Here is a 15,613-nt window from a genome sequence, read left to right on the forward strand (position 1 = left end):
TGTTCTGTTCAGCACCCAGATGCGCAAACAGAACATATGAATGTTGAAAGAGCTTATTCTTTGTACGTCAATAAAGTGGAAACAGGGGCATCTACTTTATTACGGCCACCCAAACTTGTTAATTCCACCATAACAGAAGCGCCTACCACGTTCGCTCCCGCCTTACGCAGCAGCGCTACAGAAGCAGCCAAAGTACCGCCGGTTGCCAGCAGATCATCCATAACCACCACGCGCTGACCGGGCTGGATGGCATCTGCCTGAATTTCCAGCGTATCGCTGCCGTATTCCAGATCATAGGTGTGGGAAATGGTGTCACCCGGCAGCTTGCCACATTTACGCAGCATCAGCAGCCCACAACCCAAGCGATCCGCCAACGGTGCGGCTGTTAAAAACCCGCGGGATTCAACGGCAGCCAGCAGATCTGGCTTAAGCGGCGCCACCTGCCGTGCCAAACGCCCCATGGCCAACTGCCATGCATCCGGATTCCGCATCAGGGTGGAAATGTCGTAAAATAGAATGCCCGGTTTAGGAAAATCGGGAACGTGCCGGATAAAGCGCTTGAGGTCGATTTCCTCATGTGCCGTCATGGCCTTAATAATCCTTCCTGCGTGCCAGCCTTGGCTGGCCCTCTGTTACTTCTGCCTTGTATCCTGCCAAAAAAGAAGAACACGTTCGGGCAATCCGGCGCCCGCTCTATCCTGCATACGCCGGTTCTGCAAGGTATGGCGGCTTTTCCCTTATGGTCTGCTTATGCTCCAGTGCGCGCACTCAGTGCTGCTGTTACCACTTCCATCAGGCCATCTCTGCGGAAAGGTTTGGCCAAAAGCCGCGCACTGGCCACGCCACCTTCGGGGAGTTTGGAATCCGCTGTAAGATCTCCCGACATATAAACGACAGCCAGTTCAGGATACCGTTCCACCAGCACGCGTGAGAGGGTTAGCCCATCCAGTGGGCCGGGCAGTTGAATATCCGTTACCAACAGATCAAGAGGCCCTTCCGCAGCCGCTGCCACATCAAAAGCCTGCTCACCATCTCCAGCTTCTAACACACGATGGCCAGCCATGCTCAGAATGGTCACAACAATATCGCGGATAGCGGCATCATCTTCCACCACCAGCACTTGCAAAGCCTGTGATGGCGCTGATTTGCTGATTTTAGGCAACACCGCTGGCTGCAAAACCTGTGCGGCAGAAAGAGCCGCAGCCTTGGGCAACCACAAGGAAACCTCTGTTCCGCTGCCACTCCCTGTTGCCACCACAACCCGCCCCTTCACCTGTTGGGAAAAAGCCAGAACCATGGCCATACCAAGCCCTGTGCCTGCGCCCTCCCGTTTGGTGGTAAAAAACGGTTCAAACAGGTGGTCCAACACCTCACGCGTCATACCACTGCCGCTGTCAATCACATCCAACCGCACCCAATCCCCGGCAGGCAGCGGAGTCGGGTCTGAAACCACGCGCATGTTGCGACCTTCCTCAACGGGCAAGCTCATCAGATCTGCGTTGACAGAGAATGTGACATTACGGGCGGCAATACGCAGTCGGCCACCGGATGGCATGGCATCTCGCGCATTGATAGCCAGATTGAGCACAGCACTTTCAAGCTGCGCTGGATCTGCACGCACAGGCCATACACCTGAGACATCAGCACATTCCACCACAATTCTGGGGCCGATAACACGCGCCAACAATCCATCCAGCAAAGAAAACAGATCGGCCAGATCAAAACAGTCTGGCACGCCAGTTTGTTGCCTGCGCATAAAGGAAAGAAGCTGGCTTGTAAGGGCTTCAGACCTATGCCCGGCATGTGTGGCGGCAGACAGATATTCCTGCCGTTGCTCTACCTGATCTGGCAGATCGTGCTCTGCCGCAAGCTCCAGATTTCCCAAAATGACGGTGAGAAGATTTTTGAAATCGTGAGCAATACCTGCGGTAAACTGCCCCAGTGCTCGCAGCTTTTGCGCCTCACCCAATGCACGTTCACTGCGCAAACGCATGGTGATATCTGCGGCTGTCAGCACAAACCCACGCCGCTCTGCTGCACCATCTGGGGCAAAAAACAAGGTGCGGCACAATTCCAGATCTGCGCCGTTAATGCCTTTGCACTCCACGACGACAGGTGGTGCAGGCTGCCCTTTGGCCAAGCTGGTTTCCACATGTTCCAATGGTTCAAGCAGCGGCACACCATCTACCACCAGCACTGCGCTTAAATCATTGTAAGATAGGCCGGGCTTGAAAAAGCTCTTTTCCAAGCCCAAGGCCATAGCCAGTTGTTCGTTCCAGTGCCACAAATGGCCATCAGCACCAAACACAGCCACGCCAAGGCTCAAGCTGTCCAACGTTGCCCGCAAACGCAATGCCAGATCACGCGATGAAGCCTCTGCCCGCGCTGCCGCCAAGGAAGAACGATCCAACACCCAGCCCGCAGAAACAAGGCTGAAAACACCAGTAAGAATACCCAGCAACGCCAAGCGCCGCTGCCAACTTGTGTTGCGCAGCATGTTGGCAACACGGTCTGCCTGATCCAGCGTACTGGCACGGCTTAGAATAGAAAGATTCTGATCCAGATCCGCCAGAAGCTGCGCCCCTCCGGCGGGAGTCCCCTCTGGGGAATGGGGCCAGGCGCTTATGGTTTCAAGCTGCTGCCACACGCTTTGCAGCGGTTCTACACGGCCCCCACCCTCTCGCAGTTGAACGACGCGAAAGGATTCAAACCCACGCCGCGCATCAGAAAGTTGTTGAATAGCCTGAATGTAACAACTGCCATCCTGCAGCCTATGCTCGGCCATCCAGGCGTAATGGCATATGCGGGCATCACTGGTGGCATGGTGCAACCCGCGCAAGTAATTGCCTGCTGCGGTGCTCTGACGATCCAGATTACCATGCCGGGCCATTTCATTACCCAGCTCAATCCCCATTGTGCCAAAAGTTACAATCAGCAGCCCGGCGCCAATAAGCGCCAGAATGTGGGCCCGTCTTGCTGGATGCCGTGGCATGTTATGCACGCTCCCTTCCTTAACGCCATCTTTTCATCTGGACTGGGCCGCAGTCCTGTCACCGTCAAGAGCAGAGCGGGCATAACCGCTTTTTGTGCAATTTTTAGTTCACATTCTGTCGATGAGGGCGCGATAGACCCGCCAAGAACATCAGAATAGCACCACAACACATGCATCCTGCCATAGGAATTGCAGAAACAGCCGGAAATTGTCCAACCACAACACCAGCCACAGCCCCAAACACATATTGTAGGGTGCCAGCCAAAGCAGATGCCGCCCCGGCAAGAGACGGATGATCCGCCAAAGCCCCCATCATGGCATTAGGAAAAATAATGCCAGTAGGTGCAAGTGCCAGCAGCATAGCCGCAATAACCAACCACACTTCATATGGCTGCCATGCCGGAGGTGCGTACCAAGCGCTCCACAAACTTACTGCTACCAGCAAAACTCCCCCGACAACGGAAAGACAGATAGCCCCCTGAAGCAGTTTGCCAGAATCGATGCGCCCGACCAAAAGCCCGTTCACCTGCGAAGCCCCGATCATGAACACCGCAAAGAACCCAAACAGCATGGAAAAATGCAGCGGTGAGAAATGAAACAACTGCACAAACACAAAAGGCGCTGCGGTAAGGTAGCTAAAGGACATGAAGGTAGAAAAAGCCGTTATCAGCGCATGGCTGGCAAAGGCCCGATCCCGAATCAGGGTGACGTAACGTGATACCAGCGTGAAAGGAGAAAGAGCCACGCGCCGGTCATATGGCAGTGTTTCTGGTAGAATAAACAGAATCAACGCCACACATATCGCGCCATAGGCCGCAGAAGCCCAAAAAATAATCCGCCAGGAAACAAACTCAACAACCAACCCGCCCAGCATAGGGGCCAGAATGGGCACAACACCCATCACCATAACCAGCTGAGACATCATGCGTGCTCCGGCATTACGGTCTGGCACCATATCGCGCACACAAGCTGTTGGAATAACCAGACTGGCAGATGCCCCAACGGAGGCCACAAACCGCGCAATGGAAAATGTGGTGATATCTGGCGCAAACGCACATACGGCAGAAGCCACGGCATACAGAGCATTGCCTATAAGCATAGGTTTGCGCCGCCCAAACCTATCGGACAAGGGGCCTACAGTAATTTGCCCAATAGCTAACCCAACAAACCAGATAGACAATGTGAACTGCACATTGCCCGCACTTGTATGGAAGGTCTGCTCCATGGCCGGAAAAGCTGGCAGATAGATATCTGTCGAAATAGGTCCAACGGCTGTCAGGAACCCTAAAAGCACCGGCATCCACATGGGGATGCGCCCACCAATAAAAGACGTTCCGGCATCCCGCACAGCAGAGGGAGAAGCCATAAGCAGCACTCCAAAAACAAACAAAAACAGAAGGAAAAAGAAAAATGTCTGGCAAAAAGACAGGCAACAGGCCAGCGCCTTTTATTTTACAACGGGCGTAAGATCAGCCTTTAATTCCTGACATCTCAGCAGCAGCCAGACCATATATGGATCAGGAAACCTGCCGGGCTATACGTGCATGCCGCCATAACCACACGCCAATAGCGCCAGAAAGCACAAACAACGCGCCACCTGCTGCATACTGCCAAAAAGTACCTACCTGAACCCCCGCGCCCAACAAAACGGCAACAAGGTTCTGCGGTATGCTCCCCAAAAGGGTTGCTGTAAAAAACGGCAGCACATCCATACCTGAAATGCCCCCCAAAAGATTCAGCAGTAACGCAGACCCCACGGGCAGCAGCCGCAAGGTAAGAATACTTGAAAACGGCTGACGTGTCAGAAATGCGTCCATTTGGGCAAAACGTTGCCCCAATTTCTGCCGCGCCCATGCGCGCCCGCCCCATCTGGCCCAGAAAAACCCTGCCAAGCACCCCAATGTGGAGGCTATGGTGATAAGTGCAAGACCTTCCCACAAACCATAAGCCAATCCGGCGGCAAATCCGGCCACCTGACGTGGCAGCCCAAACCCGCACCACAAAACAGCGCCAGATAAAAACACCATGCGGCCCCACACGCCTTGGCGCAGCACATCTGTGCCATGCAACATACTGTGGAGAGCTGGCACATGCCGCAACCCAACCGCCCCCACCACCAATACAAGCAGCATGAGCAGCGGACGCAGAAGCGATACAGAAGACCGGGAGGGTGGACGAATATGCTGTTCCATCCAGCCTAGCGGTACCATCTTCTTGCAGCAGCCCGCAAGCTGGCTGTAAACCCGATACAGAAATTTAACCCACAGCGCCAAAGGCTGCCATGCCCACCTCATCATCCCCCCAGACAGACATGACACCCGCCCACCGCAAACTCATTTCAGGCTGGCTGTTTCTGCTTTGCTTCATGCTGCTGGGCATGATCGCCATTGGTGGCGTAACGCGCCTGACAGGATCGGGCCTTTCCATTATGGATTGGCAGCCCGTAAGCGGTTTTATTCCGCCTCTTTCCCATGCTGAGTGGGAAAGGTTGTTCGCACTTTATAAAACCATTCCGCAATATCACCTTCAGCACGAAGGATTTGGGCTGGAAGGGTTCCAGAGAATTTTCTGGGCAGAATGGATTCACCGCTTCTGGGGCCGCCTGATGGGGCTGGTTCTTCTGCTGCCTCTGATCTGGTTTGTTGTGAGAGGCATGATCACGCGCCGGTTGGCCCTGCGTTTGTTCATCTTCTTCATTCTGGGTGCGCTACAGGGCGCCATTGGGTGGTTTATGGTGGCTTCTGGCTTCCGCCCCAACAGCACGGCAGTAGAACCTATACGGCTTGTGCTGCACCTGAGTGCAGCCCTGTTGCTTTATGGCGCCATTTTGTGGACGGCATTTTCTATCCGTTGGCCTGTAGCAGAAAGTCATACCTCATCCTCCGCCGCACGCATGGCCAAGCGGTTGGCCTGCTTTACTATTGTGCTACTGTGCACCACGATTATTGCCGGTGGGTTTACGGCTGGCACACATGCGGGGTTCCTGTTCAACACCTTCCCGCTGATGGATGGGCATTTGATCCCGACAGATTACGCCCAACTTTCCCCTTTCTGGATGAACTGGTTCATCAACAAAGCGGCTGTGCAGTTTGACCACCGCCTTCTGGCCACCCTTACAGCCCTCAGCATTGGCGCTGTGTTATTTGTTGGCCTGAAAGCAACAGATCTGGGGGCTAAAGCGCATAACGCCTTCATCCTTTTAGGGTGGGCCGTTGTTATCCAGTACGCGCTAGGCGTTACCACTTTGTTGCTGGTCGTGCCTGTGTGGGCAGGTGCGGTGCATCAAACATTCGCTGCCGTGTTGCTGGGTGTTATGCTGTATGTGCTGCATTGCCTGCGTGGCACAAAAGCTATGGCCTAAAGGGCATTTAACAACGTTTACTGTTGCGTTTGAAAAACAGGACGGTATGGTGCTGTGCATGAATTCCGAGTGGTTCACGTCCGATTCCCTGCACACCCGTAAATTGACGGGTGCGGGCGGCGTGGCCCTCCGTCTGGATCTTCTCCTTCGACTAATCTGCCCCTGAGCGAGCCAGGTGGCCAAGCGCTGCCACGCCCAGGGGAGAACGAAAAGAGCGCCCGTGCATAAACGGGCAGAATATGGCACAGCCCCTCTATTCTTGTTCCAGACCAGACTTTTTCAGGAAGAATTCCATGTCTGCTGATACCACCAGCTTCAATCATCCGTCCTTTGGCCGCATGACGCCAGACCGCGTGATTGTGTTTGACACCACCCTGCGTGATGGCGAGCAATCTCCCGGTTTTTCTATGAACCTGGCAGAAAAGCTCCGTATGGCGGAAGCACTGGCCAATCTGGGTGTAGACGTGATTGAAGCGGGCTTTCCTGTTGCCTCCAAAGGTGATTTCGAATCCGTTAACGAGATTGCCAAACACACCAAGGGTTCCGTTATCTGCGCACTGGCACGCAGCGGCGGCGCCAAGGATATTGCCGCTGCGGGTGAGGCTCTGGCCCCGGCAGAACGTAAGCGTATCCACAACTTTATTTCCACTTCTCCGCTGCACATGAAATACAAGCTGCGGATGGAACCAGAAACTGTTCTGGAACTGATTACCTCCGGCAACGCAGCCGCCCGTAATCTGACAGATGATGTGGAATGGTCTGCTGAAGATGGCTCCCGCACAGAACCAGATTTTCTGTGCCGCTGTGTAGAAGCCGCTATTAAGGCTGGCGCTACCACCATCAACATTCCCGATACGGTTGGGTACGCCACGCCAGAAGACATGGAAAAGATTTTTTCCATGCTGCGCCAGCGCGTACCGGGAGCAGATCAGGTGATCTTCTCTGCCCATAACCATAATGATCTGGGGCTGGCTGTTGCCAATACACTGGCCTCTATCCGTGGTGGTGCACGGCAGGTGGAATGCACCATCAACGGCATTGGCGAACGTGCCGGGAATGCTGCGCTGGAAGAAATTGTTATGGCGCTGCGCACACGGCATGACCAATACCCCTTCACCACCGGCATTCACACCGAAGGGCTGCTGAAGGTTTCTCGGATGCTGGCCACCATCACCAGCTTTGACGTGCAGCCTAACAAAGCCATTGTGGGCCGTAACGCCTTTGCGCATGAAAGCGGCATCCACCAGGATGGCGTGCTGAAAAATGCCGCCACCTATGAAATCATGACCCCCGAAAGCGTGGGTTGGACACGCTCCTCCCTCGTAATGGGCAAGCACTCCGGCCGGGCCGCATTCCGCGATAAGCTGAAGGTGCTGGGTTATGATGGCATGGATGACACACGCCTGAACGAAGCCTTCACCCGCTTTAAGGATCTGGCAGACCGCAAAAAGGTTGTGTACGACGATGACATCATCGCACTGGTGGACGATGAAGCCCGTGATCATGACCGCATCCGCTTTGGTGCGCTAAGCCTGAAATCCATTTCTGGCCAGCCTTCCGAAGTTGATCTGGAACTGAGCGTGGATGGCAAAGCCATTGAAGCCAAAGCCACAGGCAACGGCCCAGTGGATGCCGCCTTTAACGCGCTACGCAAGACCTTCCCGCATGAAGCGCGTCTGGCCCTGTTCTCTGTTGGTGCCGTAACCGAAGGCACTGATGCGCAGGCCCGCACAACCGTGCGTCTGGAAGAAGCCGGTAAGATGGTAGATGGCCAAGGCGCAGATGCAGATACGGTTGTTTCTGCCGTGCGTGCTTACGTGCATGCACTAAACAAGCTGCTGGTTAAACGGGCTCGGACAGAACCAGAAGCCCTGACAGCCTGAAAAAACTTTTCAGGCCCTCCTGCAAAACCGGGCAGACAAACCTTACCTTGACATTATATGTCAGTTTCTTGACGGAAGGTCTTGTCTGCCTCGTTACGCACCGGTAATTCCTGCTCACATATTTCCAAAGCAGCAGGGGCGGGTTAGCGTGTCCGGCTTTCTCGCCCTCTGTTGTATGGTGCCCGCTTCAACCAGGAGTCCTGGATGTTTTCTCGTCTGCTCGGTCTCATGTCTGCCGACATGGCTATTGACCTGGGTACTGCCAACACCCTTGTTTACGTAAAAGGACGGGGTATCGTACTGAACGAACCCTCTGTTGTGGCTATTGCAGATATACGAGGAAAAAAGCAGCTTCTTGCCGTAGGGGAAGAAGCCAAGCAGATGGTTGGTCGTACCCCGGGCAATATTACGGCCATTCGTCCCATGCGTGATGGCGTGATTGCTGATTTTGAAGTGGCGGAAGAAATGATCAAACATTTCATCCGCAAGGTTCATAATCGTCGCGCTTTCGCCAGTCCCCAGATTATTGTGTGTGTGCCTTCTGGCTCCACTGCGGTAGAACGGCGTGCCATTCAGGAAAGTGCGGAAAGCGCTGGTGCCCGGCGTGTGTTCCTGATTGAAGAACCCATGGCAGCCGCCATAGGTGCGGGCCTGCCGGTTACAGAACCTTCTGGCAGCATGATTGTAGATATTGGCGGCGGCACAACAGAAGTGGCCGTTATCTCCCTCGGCGGCATTGTGTATGCACGTTCCGTACGCGTGGGCGGAGATAAAATGGATGAAGCCATTATCTCTTATATTCGTCGTACCCACAGCTTGTTGATTGGTGAAAGCTCAGCAGAGCGTATCAAGATCAGCCTGGGCTCCGCCATGATGCCAGATGAGCCTTATGAAAATGGCCCGTGGCAGGATGTTAAAGGACGTGATCTGATTAACGGTGTCCCGCGTGAAGTTCAGGTTTCACAAGCGCAAATTGCAGAAAGCCTTATGGAGCCTGTAAGCCAGATTGTGGATGCCGTAACAACTGCGCTGGAAAACACGCCCCCGGAACTTGCTGCCGATATTGTTGATAAAGGCATTGTTCTGACCGGTGGTGGCGCATTGCTTTACCGGCTGAGTGACGTACTGCGCCTTGCAACAGGCTTGCCTGTTACAGTAGCTGAAGATGCACTTTCCTGCGTGGCTTTGGGTACAGGCCGCGCGTTGGAAGAAATGAAACGTCTGCGCAACGTGCTAACAACCATGTATTAACCCAAGGCACCAGCTATCTGGCTGTAACCCGGCGCCAGAATGCAAATGGGCATGCCTTTCGCTTTCCTTCCCTCTGATAGGGGTTCCCGGCTTTTATGATCCCGGTTTCCATCCAGGTAAGACAAGCTCTTGGCAAACTGGTTTTGCCAGTGCTGCTGCTGTTGTCTGTCGGGATTATTATTGCAGGCCAAGCCGATAGAAAGCTGGCTGATACTGCGCGTATGTATGTGGCAGATGCTTTGGCCCCTTTGTGGGGGCTTATTGCCCATACGCAAACAGATGTTAGCCACCTTGTGCAAGGCATAAAAGATGCCCGCCATCTGGCGGAAGAAAACGCCAAACTCCAAACCGAAAATGCCAAACTGCGCCGGTGGTATGATGTTGCAGTCTCTCTTGCGCGGGAAAATGATAGCTTAAAGACAGAACTGCACTGGGTGCCAGAACCTACCCCAGCCTTTGTAACGGGCCGAGTAGTGGCAGATAGTGGTGGCATGTATGCCCGCGCTGTTTTGCTTGTGGCTGGCACCACCAGTGGCGTGCATGTTGGCAATGTTGCTTTAGCAACAAATGGTCTAGCAGGACGCGTTACCGAAGTTGGCCCACATGCAGCCCGCATCTTGTTAATAACCGATATTGCCAGCCGCCTGCCCATTGAGCTGGAATCCAGCCATGCCACGGCCATAATGGCAGGCGACAACTCCCCCATGCCAAGGCTGATGTATTATCCGCAGGATTCACGCCCCATTGAAGGGGAGCGTGTTGTAACCAGTGATCAAGCTGGCGCCTTCCCCATGGGGTTGCCTATTGGCACGGTACATTACCTGCACCCGGGGCAACCAGTTGTGCAGCCCTTTGTGCAATTGGATAAACTGACCATGCTGCGTGTGTTCGATTTTGGACAATCTGAAATTGAGCCGCCTGATGCTCCGGGCCATGTACCACTTACCCGCCCGCATCGGCCATTAGCACTGCCTTTCAAAACACTTCTGGGACAAGGACAGGAAGGGTAACCTGATGTCCGATCCCTCACCCCCATCATGGGACCCAGATCTTGAACCGCGCCTAACGCTCGGCCAGAAGCTTGACCGCACAGCGCGCCATCTGTTGCCATCTGCTTTTATTGTTCTGGTTATTATCTTTTTTTCGGCACCCCTCGCCATTCCCGGTTCTGCCGAACTGCTTTCTGCCATTGTTATCGGCTCTGTATTTTTCTGGTCTGTTTGGCGGCCTACCGGTATGCCTGCGCTGGCGCCTTTCTTGCTGGGCCTGTTTATGGATCTGGTTGGCTTTACACCTTTGGGCGTAAGCTCATTTATTCTGCTTCTGGTTTACGGAATCAGCACCTATGCCCGATTTGGGCTCATGCGTATGAATTTTTTAGTAGTATGGTGCCTTTACGGTCTGATAGGTGGAGCCGCCTCTTTCCTACAGTGGGCATTGGCATGTTTGTTCCGGCTGCATGGCCTTGATCCGGCTCCTGCCTTTTTTGAAGCACTACTGTGCATAGGGGTTTATCCGTTGCTTTCCGCCACTTTCTCATGGTTCCTGCATATTCTGGATGAAAAGGAATCCGCATGAACAGGCATGAAAGCTTCTTATGTGGCTGAAGCGGCGCAAGAAAGAAAACCGGCGTTTTCTACCTGTTCGTGAACAGAAAGACCCTGCCCGTGGCGTTTTTACACGCCGAGCGCTGCTGTTTATGGCTGTCCAAACGGTGGCGTTGGGGGAGCTTGGCCGCCGCCTGTATAAAATCCAGATAGAAGATGGTGACCATTATGCCCGCATGGCCGCCAAAAACCGTATCAGCAAGCGCCTTTTGGCACCACCACGCGGGCGTATTGTAGACCGCTACGGCGTGGCCCTTGCCAATAACAAGGAAAACTGGCGCGCCCTTTTGATGCCTGAAGAAACCACGGATGTAGCAGGCACGATTGAACGCTTTTCCAGCATTATTCCGCTAGATGAACGTGACCGCACACGAATCGCGCGTGAAATACGGCATCAACGGCGCTTTGTGCCGGTCATGCTGCGAGATTTCCTCTCGTGGGATGAAATGGCACGTATTGAACTCAACGCCCCCTCTCTCCCCGGCGTGTTGATTGATGTGGGCACACGCCGCGTTTACCCGGAAGGCGAACTACTCGCCCATATTATCGGCTACGTAGCCCCGCCCAATGAAAAAGATGTGGCCCGTTCTGCTTTGTTGGCCCTGCCAGGGATGCGCGTAGGCCGTGCGGGTATTGAGCAAAGTCAGGATGACAATCTTCGTGGCACGGCCGGATCTGTGGAAATGGAGGTCAACGCCGTTGGACGTGTGATGTCTGAGCTAAACCGCGAAGAAGGCGTGCCGGGTGAAGAAATCAGCCTAACCATAGATCGCGCGCTTCAGCAAAAAGTACTGAACGCCATCGGAGATCAAACAGCCTCTGCCGTGGTGATGGACTGCCAGAATGGCGAGGTGCTTGCCATGGTCAGTACACCCTCGTTTGATCCCTCATTGTTTGATAGTGGCGTAAGCCATGCGCAGTGGATTGAATGGACAAACAACCAGCGCACACCCCTTATCAATAAAGCTGTGGCTGGGGTATACCCTCCCGGTTCCACCTTTAAACCCGCCGTTGCCATGGCGGCTTTAGAATCTGGCCTTGTTTCCCCCACAGATCGTTTTTTCTGCCCCGGTCACCTAGATGTCGGTGGTACACGCTTTCACTGCTGGTCTCGGTGGGGGCATGGGTCTGTTGATCTGCATCTGGCGCTTAAATATTCCTGCGACGTTTATTTTTACGAAGTCGCACGTCGTATAGGCATGGAACGTATTGCAGCCACAGCCCATAAATTCGGCCTTGGCACGCAGTTGGATATCGAGTTGCCCCATACCCGCACCGGCCTCATTCCCACTCCCGCATGGCGGCAGGCTCACCACCACCATTGGAATGGCGGAGATACAATTGTAAGCGGCATTGGGCAGGGGTTTGTACAGGTTACGCCTTTACAACTGGCGACCTATACAGCCCGCATTGCCTCTGGCCGGGCCGTGCAGCCCCATCTTGTGCGCGCCATAAACGGAGAAATTGGCAAGCAAGTACAGCCAGACCATTGGCCCACCCTTGATATGCCAGACAGATATCTGGCAGCCCTGCGCTCTGGCATGTTTGCTGTTATTAACGAACCGCATGGAACGGCCCCCAAAGCGCGGCTGGATCTCCCCGGCATCACTATGGCTGGCAAAACGGGTTCTGCACAGGTACGGCGTGTTTCACGCGCATTGCGTGAAAGCGGGCATTTTAACTCTGCCAATCTGCCATGGGAGTATCGGCCGCACGCGTTGTTTATCTGCTTCGCCCCGTATGATTCCCCACGTTATGCTGTTTCTGTTGTGATCGAACACGGAAACGCAGGTGCAGATGCTGCAGCCCCTCTGGCCCGTATTATCATGCGCGATACTTTGTTGCGTGATCCGGTAACACACACCACGCCGCCGCCAGAAAGTGTAGCTGATGCAAGCAGCCTGGTAAGTGATCCATGAAGTTTCATAAACGGCTGCTCCGGGCAGAACCAAGCTTCCGCCTGATGTCCAAGTTATGGCGTATCAGTTGGTTGTACATTCTACTGATCTGCACATTGGCTGGCGTTGGGTACGTTACACTCTATTCTGCCGGTGGTGGCACGCCTTACCCTTTTGCGGCCCCACAAGCTGCACGCTTTGCTGTGGGTTTGGTAATGATGATTACCATCGCCATGCTTCCCCCACGCATGCTTATCCACGCGGCAGCACCCATGTATGTGCTTTCGCTTATCCTGCTTGTAGCTGTGTTACGCATGGGCCATGTAGGCAAGGGCGCAGAACGCTGGTTGATTATAGGCGGGTTGCAGGTTCAACCCTCAGAATTCGCCAAAATTGCGCTGGTTCTGGCGCTTTCTGCATGGTTTTCTCGCATAAGCTATGCCCGTATGGGCAACCCTTTGTGGTTGATTCCTCCTGCGCTTATCGTACTTGTGCCTGTTGGCCTTGTATTAAAGGAACCTAACCTTGGCACTGCCGTCATTATTGGCGGCATTGGCGCATCTCTGTTTTTTGCGGCAGGCATGCGACTTTGGCAAATTGTGCTGCTTTTACTTCCCGTACCTTCGCTTATCAAATTTGCATACAACCATCTGCATGATTACCAACGCGCGCGCATAACCACCTTTTTGCATCCGGAAAATGATCCACTAGGAGCAGGCTACAATATCATCCAGTCTAAAATTGCCTTGGGTTCTGGCGGTATGTGGGGGCAGGGCTATCTGCATGGATCACAAGGGCAATTAAACTTTCTGCCTGAAAAGCAAACAGACTTCATTTTTACAATGATTGCAGAAGAATGGGGCTTTGTTGGCGCTGCTGCTGTTATCGGGTTGCTGCTCATAATCATTCTGGGCGGCATGATCATGGCTATCCGCTGCCGTAACCGCTTTGGGCGCCTTATTGCCCTTGGTATCAGCATGAACTTCTTTTTCTACTGCTTGGTTAATCTTTCCATGGTGATGGGCGCTATCCCTGTAGGGGGGGTGCCTCTACCATTGGTCTCTTACGGTGGCTCCGCCATGCTGAATGTTATGCTGGGGTTTGGGTTGCTCCTTTCAACATGGGTTCATCGTGATTCTGTTAACGATGGGGAAGAAGAAGACGCCAACAAAGATCTTATCTGATAAAATCAGTCTCATGCTTCCGATACCGCAGTTGCGTTCCTTATATAAAAAAGGGCCACCCTCAATATCAGGATGACCCTTTTTTATATCACTTCGCAGTTTAAGCTATTTAGCACTCACGGGCTGCATCACGTGCAAGATCCAAAGCTGCGCGATATCATGCGCACCATTATCTCCTTCAACACTACGCAAAGCAGCCAGAGCCTGATCCTTATGGCCAGCATAAAGCTCTGCAAGTCCTAAGTGCAGGCGCGCAATATTCACGTCACTTACACCTTTGCTGATGGCCTGCTGCATAAGTTGCAAGCCTTTATCAGCCTGCCCAAAAGTAACGTAATTGTACCCGACTGTCAGCAAATCATCCCCATTGCTGGCAGAAGCAGCCGCCTGCTCATCTGCTGCAATGGAAGCCTTTTTGGAAGCTACAGCTTTTTCAACCATAGCTTTCAAACGGGCTTGACGGGGAGCCTCCGCCCCCTGCCCTAAAATACCAGATTGGTAACCTTGATTCATCAGATCCAGCGCCAGTTGCGGCGTATTTTGCTGGACAGCAATTTCCGTCATATCCATAAAATCACGCGCTTGGGAAACATCCCCAACGGCCAAACGGATACGATAAACATCCAACTGTAAGGATGCCGGAATTTTGGTATTTACCACCAGTTCATGCAGCAACAGCGCCCAGTATTCCTTTTTAGGGTAATACGTTGCCAGCAGAACGTATGCGTGGGTTGTAGCGGCAGAATCCTTTAGTGCCGTCGCACTAGCTGCAAGCATTTGCAGTTCAGATTCTGTTGGTGTTTTGCCAGCCTTTATGGCGGCACCCGCCTGTTGCTTCACCACCTTGATGGTATTGGGGTAATCCTTCTGAAGATAGTAAGATTGCGCCAGCAATGTTTCCATCTGGGGATCAGAACCAGAGGTTTTCAGGTAACGCTGAATATTGGCAACTGCCTTAGGGTAATCCTTGGCAGTATAAGCCATGGTCGCTTCAGACTTTAACATCTGATTTTTCATGGCCTGCGGCGTGCGGGGGGAGGCAATCAGCTTATCGTAAGCCGCTGTTGCCGCCGAAAGATTGCCTGCCTGTGTGGCCACAGCGGCACGCATCTGCGCAATGGTGTAATCTTCGTAATCTGTTTTGCCTTTTACGGCATCTGCAGCATTTACTGCATCCATCGCCTTGGCATAATTATGTGCTGCCAGAGCAGACTGCGCGGCTTCCAGTTCTGTCCCAACCTGTTGGCCGAGTTCATCTGCCGCATGTGCAACGGGCTGCATGACAATCCATGCTGTTGTTGCACACAAAAGGGTACGTAAAAAACGAGAAGCCATTCTCAAAAATCCTCACTTACCGTCTACGAACTGTTCCTGTCCGACGATTCCGAGTTTTGTAACGCCGAGGCGCTGTGCGTCGGCCATGACGTGGATGACGGT

The 15,613-nt window shown here is 53.5% G+C and carries 12 protein-coding genes and 1 pseudogene; 7 read left to right on the forward strand and 6 right to left on the reverse strand.

Features of this window, described 5'->3' with window-relative positions; translation table 11 throughout:
* Positions 1 to 53: 53 nt before the first annotated feature.
* From FKW19_RS06035 to FKW19_RS06050, 4 genes are all read right to left on the reverse strand, one after another.
* A complete protein-coding gene (locus FKW19_RS06035; RefSeq protein WP_089178355.1) occupies positions 54 to 587 on the reverse strand; it encodes an adenine phosphoribosyltransferase in 534 nt (177 codons plus the stop codon).
* A gap of 161 nt (positions 588 to 748) precedes the next feature.
* The gene (locus FKW19_RS06040; protein WP_089178354.1) at positions 749 to 2,992 is read right to left on the reverse strand and encodes an ATP-binding protein; all 2,244 of its coding nucleotides are present in this window, start codon (positions 2,990 to 2,992) and stop codon (positions 749 to 751) included.
* A 103-nt stretch (positions 2,993 to 3,095) separates the two neighbouring features.
* On the reverse strand, positions 3,096 to 4,358 hold the full coding sequence (locus FKW19_RS06045) for a multidrug effflux MFS transporter (RefSeq protein ID WP_193561081.1): 1,263 nt from the start codon (positions 4,356 to 4,358) through the stop codon (positions 3,096 to 3,098).
* 151 nt (positions 4,359 to 4,509) lie between these two features.
* Positions 4,510 to 5,289, reverse strand: a complete 780-nt coding sequence (locus tag FKW19_RS06050) for a TVP38/TMEM64 family protein (RefSeq protein ID WP_063353278.1) — start codon at positions 5,287 to 5,289, stop codon at positions 4,510 to 4,512.
* 14 nt (positions 5,290 to 5,303) lie between these two features.
* Between FKW19_RS06050 and FKW19_RS06055 the strand changes: the two genes are divergently transcribed.
* The 7 genes from FKW19_RS06055 (at position 5,304) to rodA (ending at position 14,176) form a co-directional block, all read left to right on the forward strand.
* Positions 5,304 to 6,353: a COX15/CtaA family protein gene (locus FKW19_RS06055; protein ID WP_193561084.1), complete on the forward strand. Its 1,050-nt coding sequence runs from the start codon at positions 5,304 to 5,306 to the stop codon at positions 6,351 to 6,353.
* A gap of 293 nt (positions 6,354 to 6,646) precedes the next feature.
* On the forward strand, positions 6,647 to 8,236 hold the full coding sequence (locus FKW19_RS06060) for a 2-isopropylmalate synthase (RefSeq protein ID WP_035353929.1): 1,590 nt from the start codon (positions 6,647 to 6,649) through the stop codon (positions 8,234 to 8,236).
* A gap of 204 nt (positions 8,237 to 8,440) precedes the next feature.
* On the forward strand, positions 8,441 to 9,487 hold the full coding sequence (locus FKW19_RS06065) for a rod shape-determining protein (protein ID WP_003629847.1): 1,047 nt from the start codon (positions 8,441 to 8,443) through the stop codon (positions 9,485 to 9,487).
* A gap of 95 nt (positions 9,488 to 9,582) precedes the next feature.
* Positions 9,583 to 10,497, forward strand: a complete 915-nt coding sequence (gene mreC / locus FKW19_RS06070) for a rod shape-determining protein MreC (RefSeq protein WP_006116664.1) — start codon at positions 9,583 to 9,585, stop codon at positions 10,495 to 10,497.
* 4 nt (positions 10,498 to 10,501) lie between these two features.
* Positions 10,502 to 11,065 (forward strand): hypothetical protein, encoded by a 564-nt coding sequence (locus tag FKW19_RS06075; RefSeq protein WP_006116663.1) that lies wholly within the window; start codon positions 10,502 to 10,504, stop codon positions 11,063 to 11,065.
* A gap of 19 nt (positions 11,066 to 11,084) precedes the next feature.
* Positions 11,085 to 13,013: a penicillin-binding protein 2 gene (mrdA, locus tag FKW19_RS06080; RefSeq protein WP_089178351.1), complete on the forward strand. Its 1,929-nt coding sequence runs from the start codon at positions 11,085 to 11,087 to the stop codon at positions 13,011 to 13,013.
* Positions 13,010 to 14,176, forward strand: coding sequence for a rod shape-determining protein RodA (gene rodA / locus FKW19_RS06085; RefSeq protein WP_006116661.1), 1,167 nt, complete (start codon positions 13,010 to 13,012; stop codon positions 14,174 to 14,176). Before mrdA ends, rodA begins: the two co-directional genes overlap by 4 nt.
* A 105-nt stretch (positions 14,177 to 14,281) precedes the next feature.
* On the opposite strand, the gene FKW19_RS06090 is transcribed toward rodA, so the two are convergent.
* Both FKW19_RS06090 and FKW19_RS06095 read right to left on the reverse strand, forming a co-directional pair.
* Positions 14,282 to 15,511 carry a M48 family metallopeptidase gene (locus FKW19_RS06090; protein ID WP_089178350.1) on the reverse strand — a complete coding sequence of 410 codons (1,230 nt, stop codon included), beginning with the start codon at positions 15,509 to 15,511 and terminating at the stop codon, positions 14,282 to 14,284.
* A gap of 12 nt (positions 15,512 to 15,523) precedes the next feature.
* Positions 15,524 to 15,613, reverse strand: a pseudogene (locus FKW19_RS06095) (biopolymer transporter ExbD); the annotation flags it as partial.

Origin of the sequence: Acetobacter sp. DmW_125128 (assembly GCF_008704325.1) — a bacterium.
Taxonomy (GTDB): Bacteria; Pseudomonadota; Alphaproteobacteria; order Acetobacterales; family Acetobacteraceae; genus Acetobacter; species Acetobacter oryzifermentans.

What these genes read in the sequence shown, in the direction of transcription:
- FKW19_RS06060 (WP_035353929.1), top strand. Translation starts at nt 6,647, where the DNA reads ATGTCTGCTGATACCACCAGCTTCAATCATCCGTCCTTTGGCCGCATG.
- rodA (WP_006116661.1), top strand. Translation starts at nt 13,010, where the DNA reads ATGAAGTTTCATAAACGGCTGCTCCGGGCAGAACCAAGCTTCCGCCTG.
- FKW19_RS06055 (WP_193561084.1), top strand. Translation starts at nt 5,304, where the DNA reads ATGACACCCGCCCACCGCAAACTCATTTCAGGCTGGCTGTTTCTGCTT.
- FKW19_RS06040 (WP_089178354.1), bottom strand. Translation starts at nt 2,992, where the DNA reads ATGCCACGGCATCCAGCAAGACGGGCCCACATTCTGGCGCTTATTGGC.
- mreC (WP_006116664.1), top strand. Translation starts at nt 9,583, where the DNA reads ATGATCCCGGTTTCCATCCAGGTAAGACAAGCTCTTGGCAAACTGGTT.
- FKW19_RS06065 (WP_003629847.1), top strand. Translation starts at nt 8,441, where the DNA reads ATGTTTTCTCGTCTGCTCGGTCTCATGTCTGCCGACATGGCTATTGAC.
- FKW19_RS06045 (WP_193561081.1), bottom strand. Translation starts at nt 4,358, where the DNA reads ATGGCTTCTCCCTCTGCTGTGCGGGATGCCGGAACGTCTTTTATTGGT.
- mrdA (WP_089178351.1), top strand. Translation starts at nt 11,085, where the DNA reads ATGTGGCTGAAGCGGCGCAAGAAAGAAAACCGGCGTTTTCTACCTGTT.
- FKW19_RS06075 (WP_006116663.1), top strand. Translation starts at nt 10,502, where the DNA reads ATGTCCGATCCCTCACCCCCATCATGGGACCCAGATCTTGAACCGCGC.
- FKW19_RS06035 (WP_089178355.1), bottom strand. Translation starts at nt 587, where the DNA reads ATGACGGCACATGAGGAAATCGACCTCAAGCGCTTTATCCGGCACGTT.
- FKW19_RS06050 (WP_063353278.1), bottom strand. Translation starts at nt 5,289, where the DNA reads ATGATGAGGTGGGCATGGCAGCCTTTGGCGCTGTGGGTTAAATTTCTG.
- FKW19_RS06090 (WP_089178350.1), bottom strand. Translation starts at nt 15,511, where the DNA reads ATGGCTTCTCGTTTTTTACGTACCCTTTTGTGTGCAACAACAGCATGG.